Source organism: Stenotrophomonas sp. Nf1, from assembly GCF_003028475.1.
Classification (GTDB): domain Bacteria; phylum Pseudomonadota; class Gammaproteobacteria; order Xanthomonadales; family Xanthomonadaceae; genus Stenotrophomonas.
Window position 1 is genome coordinate 23,185 of sequence record NZ_PYTV01000002.1, and the last position, 14,725, is coordinate 37,909.

Here is a 14,725-nt window from a genome sequence, read left to right on the forward strand (position 1 = left end):
GACTGCCATGGGCCGACGGTGCAGCCGAGCGTGGGCTCGGCTCTACAGGTGGGCGGTCAGCGCGTGCCCTCTTCGCCCTTGTAGCGTCGAGCCATGTTCGACTGCCATGGGCCGACGGTGCAGGAGGGCGGGTCAGCGCGTGACCGCGTCGGCCGCCTGGAAGGCCGCATCGAACAGGCGTTGGACCGGCGGGCCCATTTCCCCGGCCAGCAGCGCCAGCAGGAACAGGCCCAGCAGCAGGGACACCGGCAGGCCGAGCTGGATCGGGTTGAGCGCTGGCGCGGCACGGGCCAGTGCGCCGAAGGCCAGATTCACCGCCAGCATCGCCACCGTCAGTGGAATGGCCAGGGTCAGCGCGCCGCGCAGCACGGTCAGCAGGAAGGTCGGGGCGATGCTGAAGAACGCGTGCGGGTCGGGCAACGGCGTGCCGATCGGCAGCGCGCGGTAGCTGTCCACCACCAGTGAAATCAGCGCCAGGTGACCATTGGCGGTGAAGAACAGCAGCCCGAACAGCAGGTAGAACCACTGTCCGATCACGCCGGAGGTGCCGCCACGCAGCGGGTCGCTCATCTGCGCGAAGGCCAGGCCGGTGCCCTGGGCGATCAGTTCGCCGGCCAGCGCGCCGGCCTCGAACACCAGCCGCAGCAGGAAGCCGATGGCCACCCCGATGGCCAGCTCGCGGGCAATGGTGAGCACAGTGGCCGCGTCAAAACCGGTCCAGTCCGGTACCGGCGGCAACAGCGGCGCCAGTGCGATGGCCAGGGTGGCGGCCAGGATCACGCGGATCCGCGCCGGTACCGCGCGCGTGCCGACCATGGGCATGGCCATGGCCACCGCACCGATGCGCAGCAGCGTCCACAACACCGTGCCGATCATGCCGAAGGCCTGCAGGCCGTCGGCTGCCATCTGGGTGGCGGCGTCCATCGAAGCGTGCGTCCTAGCCGATCAGGTGCGGGATGCGCTGGAACAGCAGCGTGGTGAACTCGACCAGGTGGCCGATCAGCAGGCTGCCCAGCGCGAACAGCACTGCGGTCAGTGCCGCCGCCTTGGCGACGAAGGCGATGGTCGGTTCGTTGAGCTGGGTCGCGGCCTGCACCACGCCGACCACCACGCCCACCACCAGTACGGTCAGCAGCAGCGGGCCGGCCACCCACAACACGGTGATCAGGCCGCCACGCAGTTCAGTCAGGGCAAGTTCGGGAGACATTCGGGTTCCATCTGCTTATGTAGAGTCGAGCCACGCTCGACTGTCTTTCAATCAGGCCGGATTGAAGCTGGCCGCCAGCGTGCCCACGGTCAGCACCCAGCCGTCGACCAGCACGAACAGCAGGATCTTGAACGGGGCCGAGACCAGCATCGGCGACAGCATCATCATGCCCATCGACATCAGCACGCTGGCCACCACCAGGTCGATGATCACGAACGGAATGAAGATCAGGAAGCCGATCTCGAAGGCGGTCTTCAGCTCGCTGGTGACGAACGAGGCGACCAGCACCGGGAACGGAATCGCGTCGGGGCTGGCGTAGGTGCCGTGCCCGGCGATGCCGGCGAAGGTCATCAGGTCGGTCTCGCGGATCTGCGCCAGCATGAACGCACGCAGCGGCTGGGTGGTCATCGTCCAGGCGGTCTGGAAGTCGATGTCACCGTTGAGGTAGGGCGCCATGCCCGTGCTCCAGGCTTTGTCCCAGGTCGGCAGCATGATCATTGCAGTGAGGAACAGGGCCAGGCCCAGCAGCACCTGGTTGGACGGCGTCTGCCCGGTGCCCAGTGCCTGCCGCAGCAGGCCCAGCACGATGATGATGCGGGTGAACGAGGTCAGCACCAGCAGCATCGACGGGATCAGGGTGATCGCCGTCATCAGCAGCAGGGTCTGCAACGGCAGGCTGGCCGGCGCGCCGCCGATCTTGCCCACGTTGATGTCCGGCAGCGGCGTGGCCGGCGCGCCGGGCGCGGCGAAGGCCAGCGCCGGCAACAGGCACAGGGCGAGCAGGATCAGCCACGGCATCAGCGCAGCGAAACGGGAACGGGTGACACGCATGTCAGGGGTCCTTGCGCAGCCGCTGCTGCAGCAGCTGGGCGAAATTCGGCAGGTTCTTGAAATCCGGCACGCGCACCGGCGCCGGGGGCGGCAGCGGTTCGGGCAGGGTGTGCAGGGTGTTGATGCCGCCGGCGGTCACGCCCAGCAGCAGCTGCTGGCCGTTGACCTCGACCACCACCACGCGTTCCTTGGCGCCCACGCTCAGGCTGGCCACCAGCTTCATGCCTTCGGCCGGGCGGAAGCCGCTGCCGGGCATGCGCTTGAGCAGCCAGCCCAGGCCGACGACCAGGGCCAGCACGGCCAGCAGCGCCAGCACCGCACCGAACAGGCTCGGCGCGGCCGCCGCGTGCTGGCCGACCGGCGTGGCGGCCTTGCCGACCGCCAGCAGGGTGGAGGCCAGCGGGCTCAACGCAGTCTCCGGATCCGTTCGCTCGGGCTGACCACGTCGGTCAGGCGCACGCCGAAGCGGTCATTGATCACCACCACCTCACCGTGGGCGATCAGGGTGCCGTTGACGAATACGTCCAGCGATTCGCCGGCGCCGCGTTCCAGTTCCACCACCGAGCCCTGGTTGAGCTGCAGCAGGTTGCGGATCGGCAGGCGCGCGCGACCGACTTCCAGCGACAGGGTCACCGGCACGTCTAAGATCACGTCCAGGTTCAGGTCCGGGCCGTTCGCCTCGTCGGCCTGCAGGCTGCTGAACTGGGCCGGGGTGGGTTCGAGGGCGTCGATATCGTTCATTGCGGGTCTTCCTGGATGACGGGTACGCGCGGACGGGTGCCCGGCGGATGGGTAGCGGTGATCTTCACGGCGTTCATGCCGTTGGCGATGCCGAACTCACCGGTGAACACCGGGATGTTCTCCACGCACAGCGGCACCTGCGGGCTCAGCTCGATCGGCAGGATGTCGCCGACTTTCAGCTGGGTCAGGTCACGCAGGGTCATGCGCTTGCTGGCCAGCACGCTGGACAGGGTCACCTCGGCGACGTTGAGCTGTTCGCGCAGGGTCTGGCCCCAGCTCTCGTCGCGGTCGTTGCGGTCGCTCTGGATGCCGGCATCGAGCAGCTCGCGGATCGGCTCGAGCATCGAATAGGGCAGGGTGACGTGGATGTCGCCGCCGCCGCCGTCGAGCTCGACGTGCAGGCGGCAGACCACCACGTACTCGCGTGGCGTCACGATGTTGGCGAAGTGCGGATTGATTTCCGAGTTGATGTACTCGAAGTCGACATCCATCACCGGTGCCCAGGCTTCGCGCAGATCGGCGAAGGTCTGCTTCAGCAGCAGGTGGATCACCCGCATTTCGGTGGCGGTGAACTCGCGGCCTTCGATGCGGGTGGGGTAGCGCCCGTCGCCGCCGAAGAAGTTGTCGACGATGGCAAACACCAGGGTCGGCTCGAACACGATCAGGCCGGTGCCACGCAGCGGCTTGAAGCGGATCAGGTTCAGGTTGGTCGGCACATACAGCGAGTGCATGTAGTCGTTGAACTTGATCAGCTCGATGCCGCGCACCGACAGTTCAGCCGAACGCCGGATCAGGTTGAACAGGCCGATGCGCCACAGGCGCGCGAAGCGCTCGTGGACCATCTCCAGGGTGGGCATGCGACCGCGGATGATGCGGTCCTGGCTGGCGAAGTCGTACGAACGTGCCTCGCCCGAAGGCGGTTCCGCATCGGTCTCGACCGCGCCACTGTCCACACCGTGGAGCAGGGCATCGATCTCGTCCTGGGACAGCAGGTCATTCATCGGTGGGCCCTTACTGGGTCACGAAGCTGGTGAACAGCAGATCATCGGCGCCGTTGCTGCCGGTCTCGGCCTTGAGCACTTTCTGCACTTCGGCCAGCGAGGCGGCCTGCAGCTTCTGCTTGCCGGCGATGTCGGCGATCTGGTCGGGGCTGACCTGCGAGAACAGCATCAGCAGCCGTGCACGGATGGCCGGCGCGTGGGTCTTGATCGCTTCCAGCGCGGCCGGATCGCGGGTCATCAGCTGCACTTCCAGCTGCAGGTAGCGCGGGCCGTCGACCGGGCCGTTGAGGTTGACCACGAAGGCCGGGTCCAGCGCGAAGTACTGGGCCGGCGCGGGAGCAGCGGCCTTCTTCGGCGCCTGCGCGGCCTTCTCTTCATGCTTGGACTGGGTGAAGAACCAGACGCCGCCACCGGCGGCTGCGGCGGCCAGTACGGCCACCAAGGCGGTGATCAGGATCGGACTGCGCGGCTTGGCGGCCTTGTCCTTCTCGGCGGTCTTCTTGGTTTTGTCAGCGGCTGCGGCCACGGGGTGAAGCTCCTGAGGGTTGCTTCACCGGGATATGCAAGGGGTGTGCCGAAGGCGGGGGCGAGGGGTGCGACGGATTTCCGTCGGGCAACGTTCGGGTGGGTGCCGACCTTGGTCGGCACGCTGTTCTGGTGGGTGCCAACCTTGGTTGGCACGCCTGTCAGGCGTAGGCGTCCAGCAACCCGCGCTGGCGGATCATCTGCGCGGACGACATCCCGGCGTCGCCCGGCGACGGTTCTCCGTCACCCACGATGCCGCCGCTGCCGGTCTGCCCCGCTGCCTGGCCGTCACCGCCCGGTGATTGATGACCGACATCGGCATGGGCCAGCTGGAAACCCTGTTCGCCCAGCAGTTCGCGCAGGCGCGGCAGGCTGCTTTCCAGCGCTTGGCGCACATCCACGTGCGGGCTGCTGAAGCTGGCATGCACCTTGTCGCCGTTGAGCTGAAGGCGCACGTCCACCGGTCCCATGTCATCCGGGCTGAGCCGGATATGGGCATGGCCGATCTTCTGGTCGGCCAGCCAGCCCAGGCGGGTGCCGATGGCCTGGTCGAAGCCATCGTCGCCGAGCACCGGTTTCGGCGTCGGTTCGCCGTTGAAGATGGCGGTACCGGTGGCAAGCGCCGCCTTCAGCTCCTGCAGCGCCGCAGGGGCGGGTGCATGCAGGAGCGGGGGCGCGGCACGGTCGCCGATCGCGGTCAGGTCGCTGCCGTCGCCCTGCTCACCGCGCTTGCTGCCAGGCAGGATCAGCTCCGGCAAGGGCAAGGCGCCGGCATCGTCGGCGGTGGGCGCGGCGGTTGTGCTCGCGGTGGCCGACGCCGGTGCACCGGCAGCGGCGGCGGTCGGCAGGGCCGGCGTGGTGGCCGGCACCGCAGTGTCGGGCAATGCACCAGCGCTGCTGGCAACGGCGGCGGTGGCGGCGGGCAGGGCGGCTGCCGGATCAACCGGAACCGCCACGGCCAGCACCAGCCCGGCCAGACCCAGCGGGGGCCACGGCGCGTCGTCGCTGGGCAGCGCCTTGTCCTTGTCGATGGAGGGCTCGGCCGTGCCCGGCGGCAACGGCGGCGCCGTCGCCGGTTCACTGCCAGCCGCGTCGGGTTCTGCGGTGCGCTCGTTGCGCGTACGCCCGTTGCCGTCCGAGGTCGCCGGCTGGCCCGATGCGGACGTGCTCGGCGCGGAGGGCGTATCACTTGCCGTCGCCGGCGCCGATGGCGCGGGGCCGCCCTGCAGCAGCTGGCTGAAATCCTTGCTGCTTTCATTGCGCGGGCCACGGCCGGCAGCGGTGCCGGTGGCCGAGGTGGAAGCGCTGGCGCTGCCGGAAAGCGCGGTAGGCATCACGGGCGACCTCCCTGTTCACTGCCGTCCTGGTCTTCGTTCTGTACCAGGCGTGCACGGCGGGCACCGATATCGTCCATCTCGCGCTGGTCGCGACGGTCGGTCACCACCTTTTCCTGTGCACGATAGCTGGCGGCCAGCTGTTCGAGCACGGCCTTGTCGCGGCTGGCCAGGATCAGCCGCGCACGCTCGGCTTCCACTTTCTCGCGGTTGCCGTTGACGGTGGCCTGCTGCTGTTCCACTGCACTGTCCAGCCGGTCGAGAAAGGCGCGGCGATTGAGCAGCTGCGCCGGGCTGGTAGCCGCCATCTGTGCGTTGGCGTACTCCTCGGCGTAGCGGCGCAGTTCGTCCAGTCGCGATAGGTGGGTGTCGAGCACGCGCTGGCGCTCGGCCAGGTCACGGGCCACCGCGTCCTCATGTTCCTGGGCCCGCTTGAGCAGGGGGTCGATGCGCTTGGACTGGTTCATGCCTTAACTCTCTTGTTCCACCAGGCGCTGCAGTGCCGCCTGGCTGTGCGGGAGATCTGCGGCCTTGGCAACGTCCTGGCCGAGGAATTCCATGATTTCCGGCCAGCGTTCCAGAGCTTCGTCGGTGGCCGCATCGTTGCCGCGCTGGTAGGCGCCGATGGCAATCAGGTCGCGGTTGGCCGAGTACGCCGAGACCAGCCGCTTCAGCTTGCGGATGCGCAGGCGCCACGGCTCATCGGCGATTTCGGTAACCACGCGGCTGACCGACGATTCCACGTCGATGGCCGGGTACAGGCCACTGTCGGCCACCCGGCGTGACAGCAGGATATGGCCGTCAAGGATCGCGCGCGCCGCATCGGCAATCGGATCCTGCGGATCGTCGCCCTCGGTCAGCACGGTGTAGAACGCGGTGATCGAACCGCGGCCCTTGGCGCCGTTGCCGGCCCGTTCGACCAGCGCCGGCAGCTTGGCAAACACCGACGGCGGATAGCCGCGGGTGGTCGGCGGTTCGCCCACCGACAGGCCGATCTCGCGCTGCGCCTGGGCAAAGCGGGTCAGCGAATCCATCAGCAACAGGACGTTCAGGCCCTGGTCGCGGAACCATTCGGCGATGGCGGTGGCGCGGTAGGCGCCGTGCAGGCGCGCCAGCGGTGGCCGGTCGGCCGGGCTGGCCACCACCACCGCACGACGCAGGCCTTCTTCGCCCAGCGTGGTTTCGACGAAGTCGCGCACTTCGCGGCCTCGTTCACCGATCAGCCCGACCACGATCACGTCGGCGGCGGTGTAACGGGTCATCATGCCCAGCAGCGTCGATTTGCCGACGCCGGAGCCGGCGAACAGGCCGACACGCTGGCCACGGCCGATCGGCAGCAGCGCGTTGATCGCGCGCACGCCGACGTCCAGTGGCTGGGTGATCGGCTCGCGGGCCAGCGGATTGATCGATACGCCGGCCATGCCGACATGGCCTTCGGCGCGGATCGGCCCCTTGCCATCCAGGGGTACGCCATCGCTGTCGATCACCCGGCCGAGCAGGCCTTCGCCCACTTCCACGCCGCCACGGCGGGCCGAGGGCACCACGCGTGCATTGGGCAGCAGGCCGTGCAGTTCGGCGCTGGGCATCAGGTAGGTACGTTCGCCGGCGAAGCCGACTACCTCGGCATCGACCCAACCGCCATCGACCACTTCCACCTTGCAGCTGGCGCCCAGCGGCGCCTCGCAGCCGACCGCCTCGAGCGTCAGCCCGACCGCGCGGCGCAGCACGCCCTCACGGATCAGCCCACGGCCATGGGTGGTATCCACGCGCAGTCCTTCCAGGCGTCGGGCCAGGCGCAGGTTGCGTGCGACCGCCCAGTCGGCCGGCGGCGGGGACGGCAGGGGTTCGGGCGTCATGCGCTGGCTCCGGTCTGGCGGATCACCGCGTCCAGCGCGCCGCGCAGGCGCGCTTCCAGGGTGCCGTCGATGCGCACGGCTTCGGCATGCACGCGCAGGTCGCCGCGGCTGAGGCTGGTATCGGGGACCAGGCGCTGCTGCGGAGACAGGTTGAGCAGGGGGGCGAGGGCGGCGATATCGTCCGGGTGCAGCCGTACTTCCACCTCGCGGCTGCTGCCACCGACGGCATCGATGGCTTCACTGACCAGTTGCGCCAGCAGTGCCGGCTCGGCCTCGTAGGCGCGGCCGACCAGTGCACCGGCGATGCGCACCGCGAGTTCGCCCAGTGCGCCAACCACTTCGTTCTCCAGGCGCACCAGCGGGCGGCTGAAGTTGTCCAGGATGCCTTCGATCTGCGCGGCAAGCCGGCGGATCTCGGCCTGGCCCTGGCCATAGCCTTCGGCGTGGCCGTGCTCGAAGCCTTCCTTCTCGGCGCTGTCCTGGATGGCCTGGATTTCCTCCAGCGTGGGCAGCTGCAGTGGCGGTTCCGGTGCGTGGTCCGGGTCCGGCTCGGTCAGCTCGAAGGCATCCTGCTGGTCCAGCACCGGTTCGGGCCGGGCCAGCAGATCCGGGGCAAGCCAGCGCACGACGTTGCTCACAGCATGGCCTCCGCGCTGCCACCGATGGTGACGGTGCCTTCATCGGCCATGCGCTTGACGATGGCCAGGATCTCGCGCTGCGCGCCTTCCACGTCGGACAGGCGCACCGGGCCACGGGCTTCCATGTCCTCCAGCAGGATCTCGGCCGCGCGCTGGGACATGTTGCGGGTGATCTTGTCGCGCACCTTGATGTCGGCACCGCGCAGGGCCAGGCCCAGCCGCTCGCCGCTCACCTCGCGCAGCACCAGCTGCATCTCGCGGTCGTCCAGGTCGACCAGATCGTCGAACACGAACATCAGGTCCTGGATGCGGCCACTGAGCGGCGCATCGATGCGCGCGATCTCGCCCAGGATCGCCTGGTCCTGGCCGCTGTCCATGAAATTGAGGATGTTGGCCGCACACTGCACGCCGCCGATGTTGGACGACTTCAGGTTCTGGTTACCGGCGAACTGGCGTTCCATGATCTCGTTGAGCTCATTGAGTGCGTTCGGCGGAATGCCGTCGAGGGTGGCGATGCGCAGCAGCACGTCCACGCGGGTGCGGTCGGGCAGCAGCTTCAGCGCATCGGCGGCCTGGTCGGTTTCCAGGTGTGCCATCACGATGGCGATGATCTGCGGGTGCTCGTTGCGCACCAGGTCGGCCACCGCACGCGGGTCCATCCACTTCAGCGCGTCCAGACCGGTGGTGTTGCGGCCGAGCAGGATGCGGTCGATCAGGTTGCCGGCCTTTTCGCTGCCCAGCGCCTGCACCAGCATGTTGCGGATGTAGTCATCCGAGCCCACGCCCAGCGAGGTCTTCGAGCCCAGTTCCTGGCCGAACTGGTCCATCACCCGTTCCACCTGCTCGCGGGTGATGTCGGTCATGGTGGCCATGGCGATGCCGATCTTCTGCACTTCCTTGGGCTCCATGTGGCGCAGCACTTCGGCTGCGTCCAGCTCACCCAGGGACAGCAGCAGCACGGCCGCGCGCTGCACACCGGTCAATTGCGGCTCAGTCATTGGCCACCCAACCCTTGACCACCTGGGCCACACGCTTGGAGTCGGTCTTCACGGCTTCACGCGCCATCCGCAGTCGTTCCTCGTAAGAATCCACCGGCAGGGCCAGTGCATCCGGCCCTCCCAGGCTGGCCCGGTCCGCGCCCAGTGCCGGCAGCGGGAGGCCATCGTCATCCACCAGCTGCACGTCCGCGGTGTGCGGCTCCAGTGCCTGGTTCTCGTTCTTCTTGCCTTGGCCGGTGATCGCACGCAGCGCCGGGCGCAGTACGCCGAACAGCAGTGCCAGTACCACCACGGCGCCCAGCAGCATGCGCCCGGCATCGTGCACCCAGGGCAGCTCCCACCAGGCCGGGCCTTCGACCGGGGTGGTGTCGCGCACGAACGGGGCGTTCATCACAGATACGGTGTCGCCGCGCTCGGCGTTGAAACCGACCGCCTGTTTGACCAGGGCTTCAACGCGGGTCAGTTCGGCGGCCGACAGCGGCTGCGGGCTGACCTTGCCGTTGGCACCGGCGCGCGGCACGTTGTCCACCAGCACCGCCACCGAGACACGCTTGATGCGGCCGGCCGGCTGGCGTGTGTGCTGCAGGGTGCGGTCCAGCTCGTAGTTGCGGGTGGCGTTCTTGCTGCTTTCGGTCGGCGCCTGCGCGGTGGCGGGCGCGGCCTGCTGGCCCGGCGGGCTGTTGCTGGTCGCGCCCGGTACACCCTGCGGGCCCGGGGTGCTGGTGGTGTTCTCGCTCATCTGCTCGCTGCGCAGCTTCTGCGGTTCACCGTTGTAGAGTTCGCGGGCTTCCTCGGTCACCGAGAAGTCCATGTCCACGCTCACTTCCGGATTGACGCGGCCGGGGCCGGTCATCGGTTCCAGCAGTTCGCGGATGCGCTGGTTGAACGAGGTTTCCTGGCGGCGCACCTGCTCGAACTGGGCGGCGTTGACGGCCGCCTCGCTGTTCGGATCGCTGACGCTGAGCATGCGCCCGCTCTGGTCGACCACGGTGACCCGTTCCGGGGCCAGGTCGGGAATGCTGGCCGCCACCATGTGCACGATGGCATCGACCTGGCTGCGCTCCAGCTGCTGGCCACCCCGCAGTTCCAGGGTGACCGAGGCACTGGCCACGTCGCGCTGGCGGGTGAAGGCGCTGGGCTTGGGAATGGCCAGATGCACGCGCGAATCGCGCACCGGGCGCAGCGTGTTGATGGTGCGCGACAGCTCGGTTTCCAGCGCGTGCTGGTAGCGGGCGCTTTCCACGAACTGGCTGACGCCGAAGCCGGGATCGCGCTCCATCAGCTCGAAGCCCAGCTTGCCGCTGTCGGTCAGGCCCGAGCCGGCCAGCTTCAGGCGGGCATCGTGCAGGTTCTTTTCCGGCACGGTGATGCCACCGGTGGCCGGATCGAGGGCGAACGGAATCTGCGCGGCGCGCAGCAGGTCGGTGGCTTCAGCGGTGGCCTTCTGGTCCAGTCCGGTGTACAGCGGCACCATGCCCGGCTTCTGCGACCAGAAGAACACCGCCAGGCCCGCCGCCACCGCCACGGCGATCATTGCCATCAGGCCGAGCCGACGGGTGATCTGCAGGCTCTGCAGGCGGTCGAACCATTGCCCGGCCTTCTCGGCGTTCAGGCTGTCCTTGGAAAGCGTCAGTGCCATGCGTCAACGTTCCTTACAGCGGCATGTTCATCACGTCCTGGTAGGCCTGGACGAGACGGTTGCGGACTTCCACGGTGGCGCGGAAGGCGATCTGGGACTGCTGCGAGGCGACCATCACCTTGGCCAGGTCGGCGCTGGGGTCGCCCAGTTCGAAGGCCTTGGCCAGCGCGCCGGACTTCTGCTGCGCATCGTTGACGCCAGCGATCGCACCACGCAGGGTCTCGGTGAAGCTGGCCGGCTGCGCCTGCGGGGCATCCAGGACCGCTCCCGGCAGGGCATTGCTGCGCGGTGCTTCGGCCAGCGGGTTGAGCGCCGGCTGTCCCATCTGGGTCTGATAGGAGCGGATCTGCGAAAGGATCGACGTGACGGAGTGGGACATCTGCAACGGTTCCAGAAACAGGGGATGGGGTTGTCTGCTGGAGCAGGTGCAAGTGCCGTGCCGAAACCGGTTTTCGATTCAGTGAAGTGAGGGTGGGGGGTGTTTTGCAGGGTTGCACCCCGCTCCCTGCCGAATCAACGGCAACGGCGGGCTATTCGTGGGATGGCGGGGTGGATCCGGTTGCGGGGGACGCCGCAAGTACGTCCCTGTAGGCTCGGTCGCGCCATCCATGGCGCTCACGCCGCCGCAACCGGACCCACCCCGCCTTCGACAGTTGGCCGCGAACTGTTGGAACCTGCTGCTGATGGTGGGTGCCGACCGTTGGTCGGCACTAATCGGACGGGGTCAGATCCCGTTGCAACGCAACGGGCTCTGACCCCGTTGGGGCGCCATTTATCCGGCGTCGGTTTTCTGGCCTAGGGGTGCAGGGTCCAGCGGCCGGAATTCTGGCGCTGGCGCGGTGTGATGGGACCGTCGTGCTGGGTGTAGATGAAACGACCCTGCCGGTCGCTCAGGCAGGTCAGCAGCAGGGTGTAGTGGGCGGCGCCGGCCGGGTGGCTTTCGCTCATCCGGATCTCCGCGATGTGTGGGGCCAGCCGCTGGTAGCGGTAGCTGCCGCCGATGCGCAGGTCGGTGCCGAGGATATCCAGCACGTACTGGTTGCCGGCAAAGCTGACCTGCACCATGCGCCCGGCGTTGGGGTTGTCTGGCGCGTACAGCGGGTCGCTGAGGTTGGTGAATTGACGCTGGTCCAGTGTGGTGGGCAGGGTGCAGTCGGCGGCGGCAGCCAGGGCCGGACAGAGCAGGGCGGTGAGCAGGGTAAGGCGTTGCACGATGGAACCTCCTTGGAGTGTTCCTGCCATGCTCCGCATCGCAGCTGCGTTGTCTTTAGGAAAACCTGCAAATGCAATGGGGTCAGATCCCTTTCCGCAGGAAAGGGATCTGACCCCGATGATCGCGATGTCAATCCGCGCGTGGTCGCTGCGACTTCACCTCTTCGTGCCACGCGTCGAAGATGTCGCTGGGCAGGAGCGTGTCGCTATTGGAGAACTTGAGGTCATAGCTGTAGGAAGCGGACAGGCTCATCCGTACAACGTCGTAGCGCAACTTCACCTCGGTAGGCGGCTCCTGCCCGTTGTTCTCATGGAGTTCAATCAATCGGTCAAGATCGTCCAGAAGGCTTTCGAGAAGCGATGAGAGCCGCGCATCGGAGGTGCCAGCCTCGGTAGTGCCTGTGCCAGCTTCGGGCAAGTTCAGTTCATGCGTGCGGCAGAGAGCGCCGTTGATGTCGTAGAAGACGTTTGCTGAGGACACTCCCTGCTCAGTCGAACAATGCAGGTAGACGACCTGAGCTCTATCGCCGATGAATTCCAGGCAGACAGCGACCATCGCTTCCAGAATTTCCTGTAGGGAGCATTTGAAGGTGTCGCTCATGGGGTTTCCCGATTTGAATCGAACGGGAAAGGCTATGGGCTATCTCAGCAAAGCGCATTGAAAAAAGTTGCAAATCCCACGAACACCAACCCAGGTCAAGCCGTGGTGCTTGGGGGAAAGGGATCCGGCCGCTCTAAGGTTCTGCGGGGTCAGAGCCCTCCCTTTGGGAGGGATCTGACCCCGGGTTCCGGAAACACCAACGCCCGGGCAAGCCCAGGCGTTGGTGCCCCCTTCATGCTGGCAACACGGTTCAGCTGGCCAGTTCGGCCTGCTCGCGTTCGATGCCGTACTTGCGCAGCTTCTCCACCAGGGTGGTGCGGCGCAGGCCGAGCAGCTGGGCGGCGTGGGCGACCACGCCCTGGGTGCGTTCCAGTGCTTCGTTGATCAGGCCCAGTTCGATGTTGGCCATGTGGTTGCGCAGATCCAGGCCGTCGTCGGGCAGCGCTGCAGGCGCCGCCGGGCGATTGACGGCAATCCCGTGTTCCAGCGCCGGTTGGTTGCCGCTGCCCGGGGTGTGGAACGAGAAGCTGCGCAGATCCAGGCGTTCTTCACTGGCCACCGGCGGCGCCGGGGCCGCGATCGGGGTGACAGCCAGTGCGGTATCGCCACGGTAGCGGGCCGGCAGGTCCTGCACGCGCACCGAACCGCCCGGATGCAGCACCGCCAGGCGCTCGACCAGGTTGGTCAGTTCGCGCACGTTGCCCGGCCATTCGTAACCGGCCAGGGCCTGCAGGGCCTCCGCGGTGAAGCGCACTTCGCCACGGCCGGTGCGGGCCAGCTGCGCGGCGATGGTTTCCACCAGCGCGGGCAGGTCCTCGCGGCGTTCGCGCAGGGCCGGCACGTCGATCGGGAACACGTTCAGACGGTAGAACAGATCCTCGCGGAACTTGCCCTCGGCAATGCGGGTTTCCAGGTCGCGATGGGTCGCGGCGACCACGCGCACATTGCAGCGGATGGTCTGGTTGCCGCCCACGCGCTCGAAGCTGCGTTCCTGCAGCACGCGCAGCAACTTGACCTGCATCGGCAGGCTCATGTCGCCGATTTCATCCAGCAGCAGGGTGCCGCCCTCGGCCATTTCGAAACGGCCCTTGCGCGCGGTCAGTGCACCGGTGAAGGCGCCCTTCTCGTGGCCGAACAGTTCGCTTTCCAGCAGGTCGGCCGGAATGGCGCCGCAGTTGATCGCCACGAACGGGCCATCACGACGCGGCGAGCGCTGGTGGATCGCACGCGAGACCACTTCCTTGCCGGTGCCCGATTCGCCCAGCACCAGCACGGTGGTATCGAATGCGGCCACCTGCTCGATCATGGTGCGCAGTTCGGTGACGGCCGGGCCATTGCCGGTCGGCCCCTGGTCCTGCACGGCACCGGCCTGGTGCTCGGCATCCAGGCGCTTGAGGCTGGCGCGGCGCAGCAGGGCTTCCATCTGCGCGTGACGTAGTGGCGTTTCCAGCGGCCAGATGTTGGCTTCGTGCAGGCCATGCAGCTGCGCGAAGGCAGCGGCATCACCATCGGCCAGCAGCACCGGTGGCGGCAGGCTGCTGCCGCCCAGCCAGTGGTACAGCGCCGTGCTGGCGGCACTGTCGTCCAGGCTGCCGACGATCACCGCCATCCAGTCGTTCTGGCGCTGCCGGCCCAGGTCGAAGTCGGCCGCGTCGGAGACCCAGCGCGGATTGAAGTCCATGAATTCCAGCAGGGCAACGGTGCGCTCGGCGCGCACAGCGTCGTTGTCCAGTACAAGGATGCGCGATTCGCTCACGATCGATCCTCCCTGAGGCCTTCCAGGATCGGCATGACTTCCTGGATGTAGGACAGCTTGCTGACGAAATTGTCGGCGCCGGCGCGCAGCGCGTGTTCGCGGTGCTCGGCGTCGTCGAAGTGGCTGGCGATCACGATGTAGGGGGCATCGTCCTGCGACTTGATCAGGCGGGTGGCCTGCAGGCCGCCCATTTCCGGCATGGCCAGGTCCATCAGCACCACCTGCGGGCGCAGCGTCTCCGAACGTTCGATGGCTTCCAGGCCGTTGCCGGCACTGCCGACGATCTGCAGCCAGTCGATCTTGCGGAAATGACGCATCGCCGCATTGATGAAGCCCTCGTGGTCATCGACCAGCAGGACCGTGAGCTTGTTCATGTCCAACATCCT

Annotated in this window: 18 protein-coding genes; all 18 read right to left on the reverse strand. The window is 67.5% G+C overall.

The window, feature by feature from the left end:
• Positions 1 to 132: 132 nt before the first annotated feature.
• Positions 133 to 924 (reverse strand): flagellar biosynthetic protein FliR, encoded by a 792-nt coding sequence (gene fliR / locus C9412_RS04065; protein WP_107230446.1) that lies wholly within the window; start codon positions 922 to 924, stop codon positions 133 to 135.
• A gap of 13 nt (positions 925 to 937) precedes the next feature.
• Positions 938 to 1,207 (reverse strand): flagellar biosynthetic protein FliQ, encoded by a 270-nt coding sequence (locus tag C9412_RS04070; RefSeq protein ID WP_005413254.1) that lies wholly within the window; start codon positions 1,205 to 1,207, stop codon positions 938 to 940.
• Between the two features lie 51 nt (positions 1,208 to 1,258).
• A complete protein-coding gene (gene fliP / locus C9412_RS04075; protein WP_107230447.1) occupies positions 1,259 to 2,038 on the reverse strand; it encodes a flagellar type III secretion system pore protein FliP in 780 nt (259 codons plus the stop codon).
• 1 nt (position 2,039) lies between these two features.
• Positions 2,040 to 2,447, reverse strand: coding sequence for a flagellar biosynthetic protein FliO (gene fliO / locus C9412_RS04080; protein WP_107230448.1), 408 nt, complete (start codon positions 2,445 to 2,447; stop codon positions 2,040 to 2,042).
• Positions 2,444 to 2,779 carry a flagellar motor switch protein FliN gene (gene fliN, locus C9412_RS04085; protein WP_005409543.1) on the reverse strand — a complete coding sequence of 112 codons (336 nt, stop codon included), beginning with the start codon at positions 2,777 to 2,779 and terminating at the stop codon, positions 2,444 to 2,446. The genes fliO and fliN overlap by 4 nt, the downstream gene beginning before the upstream one ends.
• Entirely contained in the window at positions 2,776 to 3,780 is a 1,005-nt protein-coding gene (gene fliM / locus C9412_RS04090; RefSeq protein WP_057496435.1) for a flagellar motor switch protein FliM, read from the reverse strand. The genes fliN and fliM overlap by 4 nt, the downstream gene beginning before the upstream one ends.
• A gap of 10 nt (positions 3,781 to 3,790) precedes the next feature.
• Entirely contained in the window at positions 3,791 to 4,306 is a 516-nt protein-coding gene (locus tag C9412_RS04095) for a flagellar basal body-associated FliL family protein (protein ID WP_107230449.1), read from the reverse strand.
• Positions 4,307 to 4,466: 160 nt separating this feature from the next.
• Positions 4,467 to 5,639, reverse strand: coding sequence for a flagellar hook-length control protein FliK (locus C9412_RS04100; protein ID WP_107230450.1), 1,173 nt, complete (start codon positions 5,637 to 5,639; stop codon positions 4,467 to 4,469).
• Positions 5,639 to 6,106: a flagellar export protein FliJ gene (gene fliJ / locus C9412_RS04105; protein ID WP_107230451.1), complete on the reverse strand. Its 468-nt coding sequence runs from the start codon at positions 6,104 to 6,106 to the stop codon at positions 5,639 to 5,641. Before fliJ ends, C9412_RS04100 begins: the two co-directional genes overlap by 1 nt.
• Positions 6,107 to 6,109: 3 nt before the next feature.
• A complete protein-coding gene (locus C9412_RS04110) occupies positions 6,110 to 7,495 on the reverse strand; it encodes a FliI/YscN family ATPase (protein ID WP_107230452.1) in 1,386 nt (461 codons plus the stop codon).
• Positions 7,492 to 8,133 (reverse strand): FliH/SctL family protein, encoded by a 642-nt coding sequence (locus C9412_RS04115; protein ID WP_107230453.1) that lies wholly within the window; start codon positions 8,131 to 8,133, stop codon positions 7,492 to 7,494. The genes C9412_RS04110 and C9412_RS04115 overlap by 4 nt, the downstream gene beginning before the upstream one ends.
• Positions 8,130 to 9,116, reverse strand: coding sequence for a flagellar motor switch protein FliG (gene fliG, locus C9412_RS04120; protein WP_057496445.1), 987 nt, complete (start codon positions 9,114 to 9,116; stop codon positions 8,130 to 8,132). Before fliG ends, C9412_RS04115 begins: the two co-directional genes overlap by 4 nt.
• A 7-nt stretch (positions 9,117 to 9,123) precedes the next feature.
• Complete coding sequence (gene fliF, locus C9412_RS04125; protein ID WP_107230454.1) at positions 9,124 to 10,770, reverse strand: flagellar basal-body MS-ring/collar protein FliF; 1,647 nt, start codon at positions 10,768 to 10,770, stop codon at positions 9,124 to 9,126.
• 13 nt (positions 10,771 to 10,783) lie between these two features.
• Positions 10,784 to 11,149: a flagellar hook-basal body complex protein FliE gene (gene fliE, locus C9412_RS04130; RefSeq protein WP_107230455.1), complete on the reverse strand. Its 366-nt coding sequence runs from the start codon at positions 11,147 to 11,149 to the stop codon at positions 10,784 to 10,786.
• A 416-nt stretch (positions 11,150 to 11,565) separates the two neighbouring features.
• Positions 11,566 to 11,982 (reverse strand): hypothetical protein, encoded by a 417-nt coding sequence (locus C9412_RS04140; protein WP_107230456.1) that lies wholly within the window; start codon positions 11,980 to 11,982, stop codon positions 11,566 to 11,568.
• A gap of 130 nt (positions 11,983 to 12,112) precedes the next feature.
• A complete protein-coding gene (locus C9412_RS04145) occupies positions 12,113 to 12,583 on the reverse strand; it encodes a hypothetical protein (protein ID WP_107230457.1) in 471 nt (156 codons plus the stop codon).
• Positions 12,584 to 12,833: 250 nt separating this feature from the next.
• Positions 12,834 to 14,339, reverse strand: a complete 1,506-nt coding sequence (locus tag C9412_RS04150) for a sigma-54 dependent transcriptional regulator (protein ID WP_107230458.1) — start codon at positions 14,337 to 14,339, stop codon at positions 12,834 to 12,836.
• Entirely contained in the window at positions 14,336 to 14,713 is a 378-nt protein-coding gene (locus C9412_RS04155) for a response regulator transcription factor (RefSeq protein WP_010485922.1), read from the reverse strand. The genes C9412_RS04150 and C9412_RS04155 overlap by 4 nt, the downstream gene beginning before the upstream one ends.
• Positions 14,714 to 14,725: the final 12 nt, after the last annotated feature.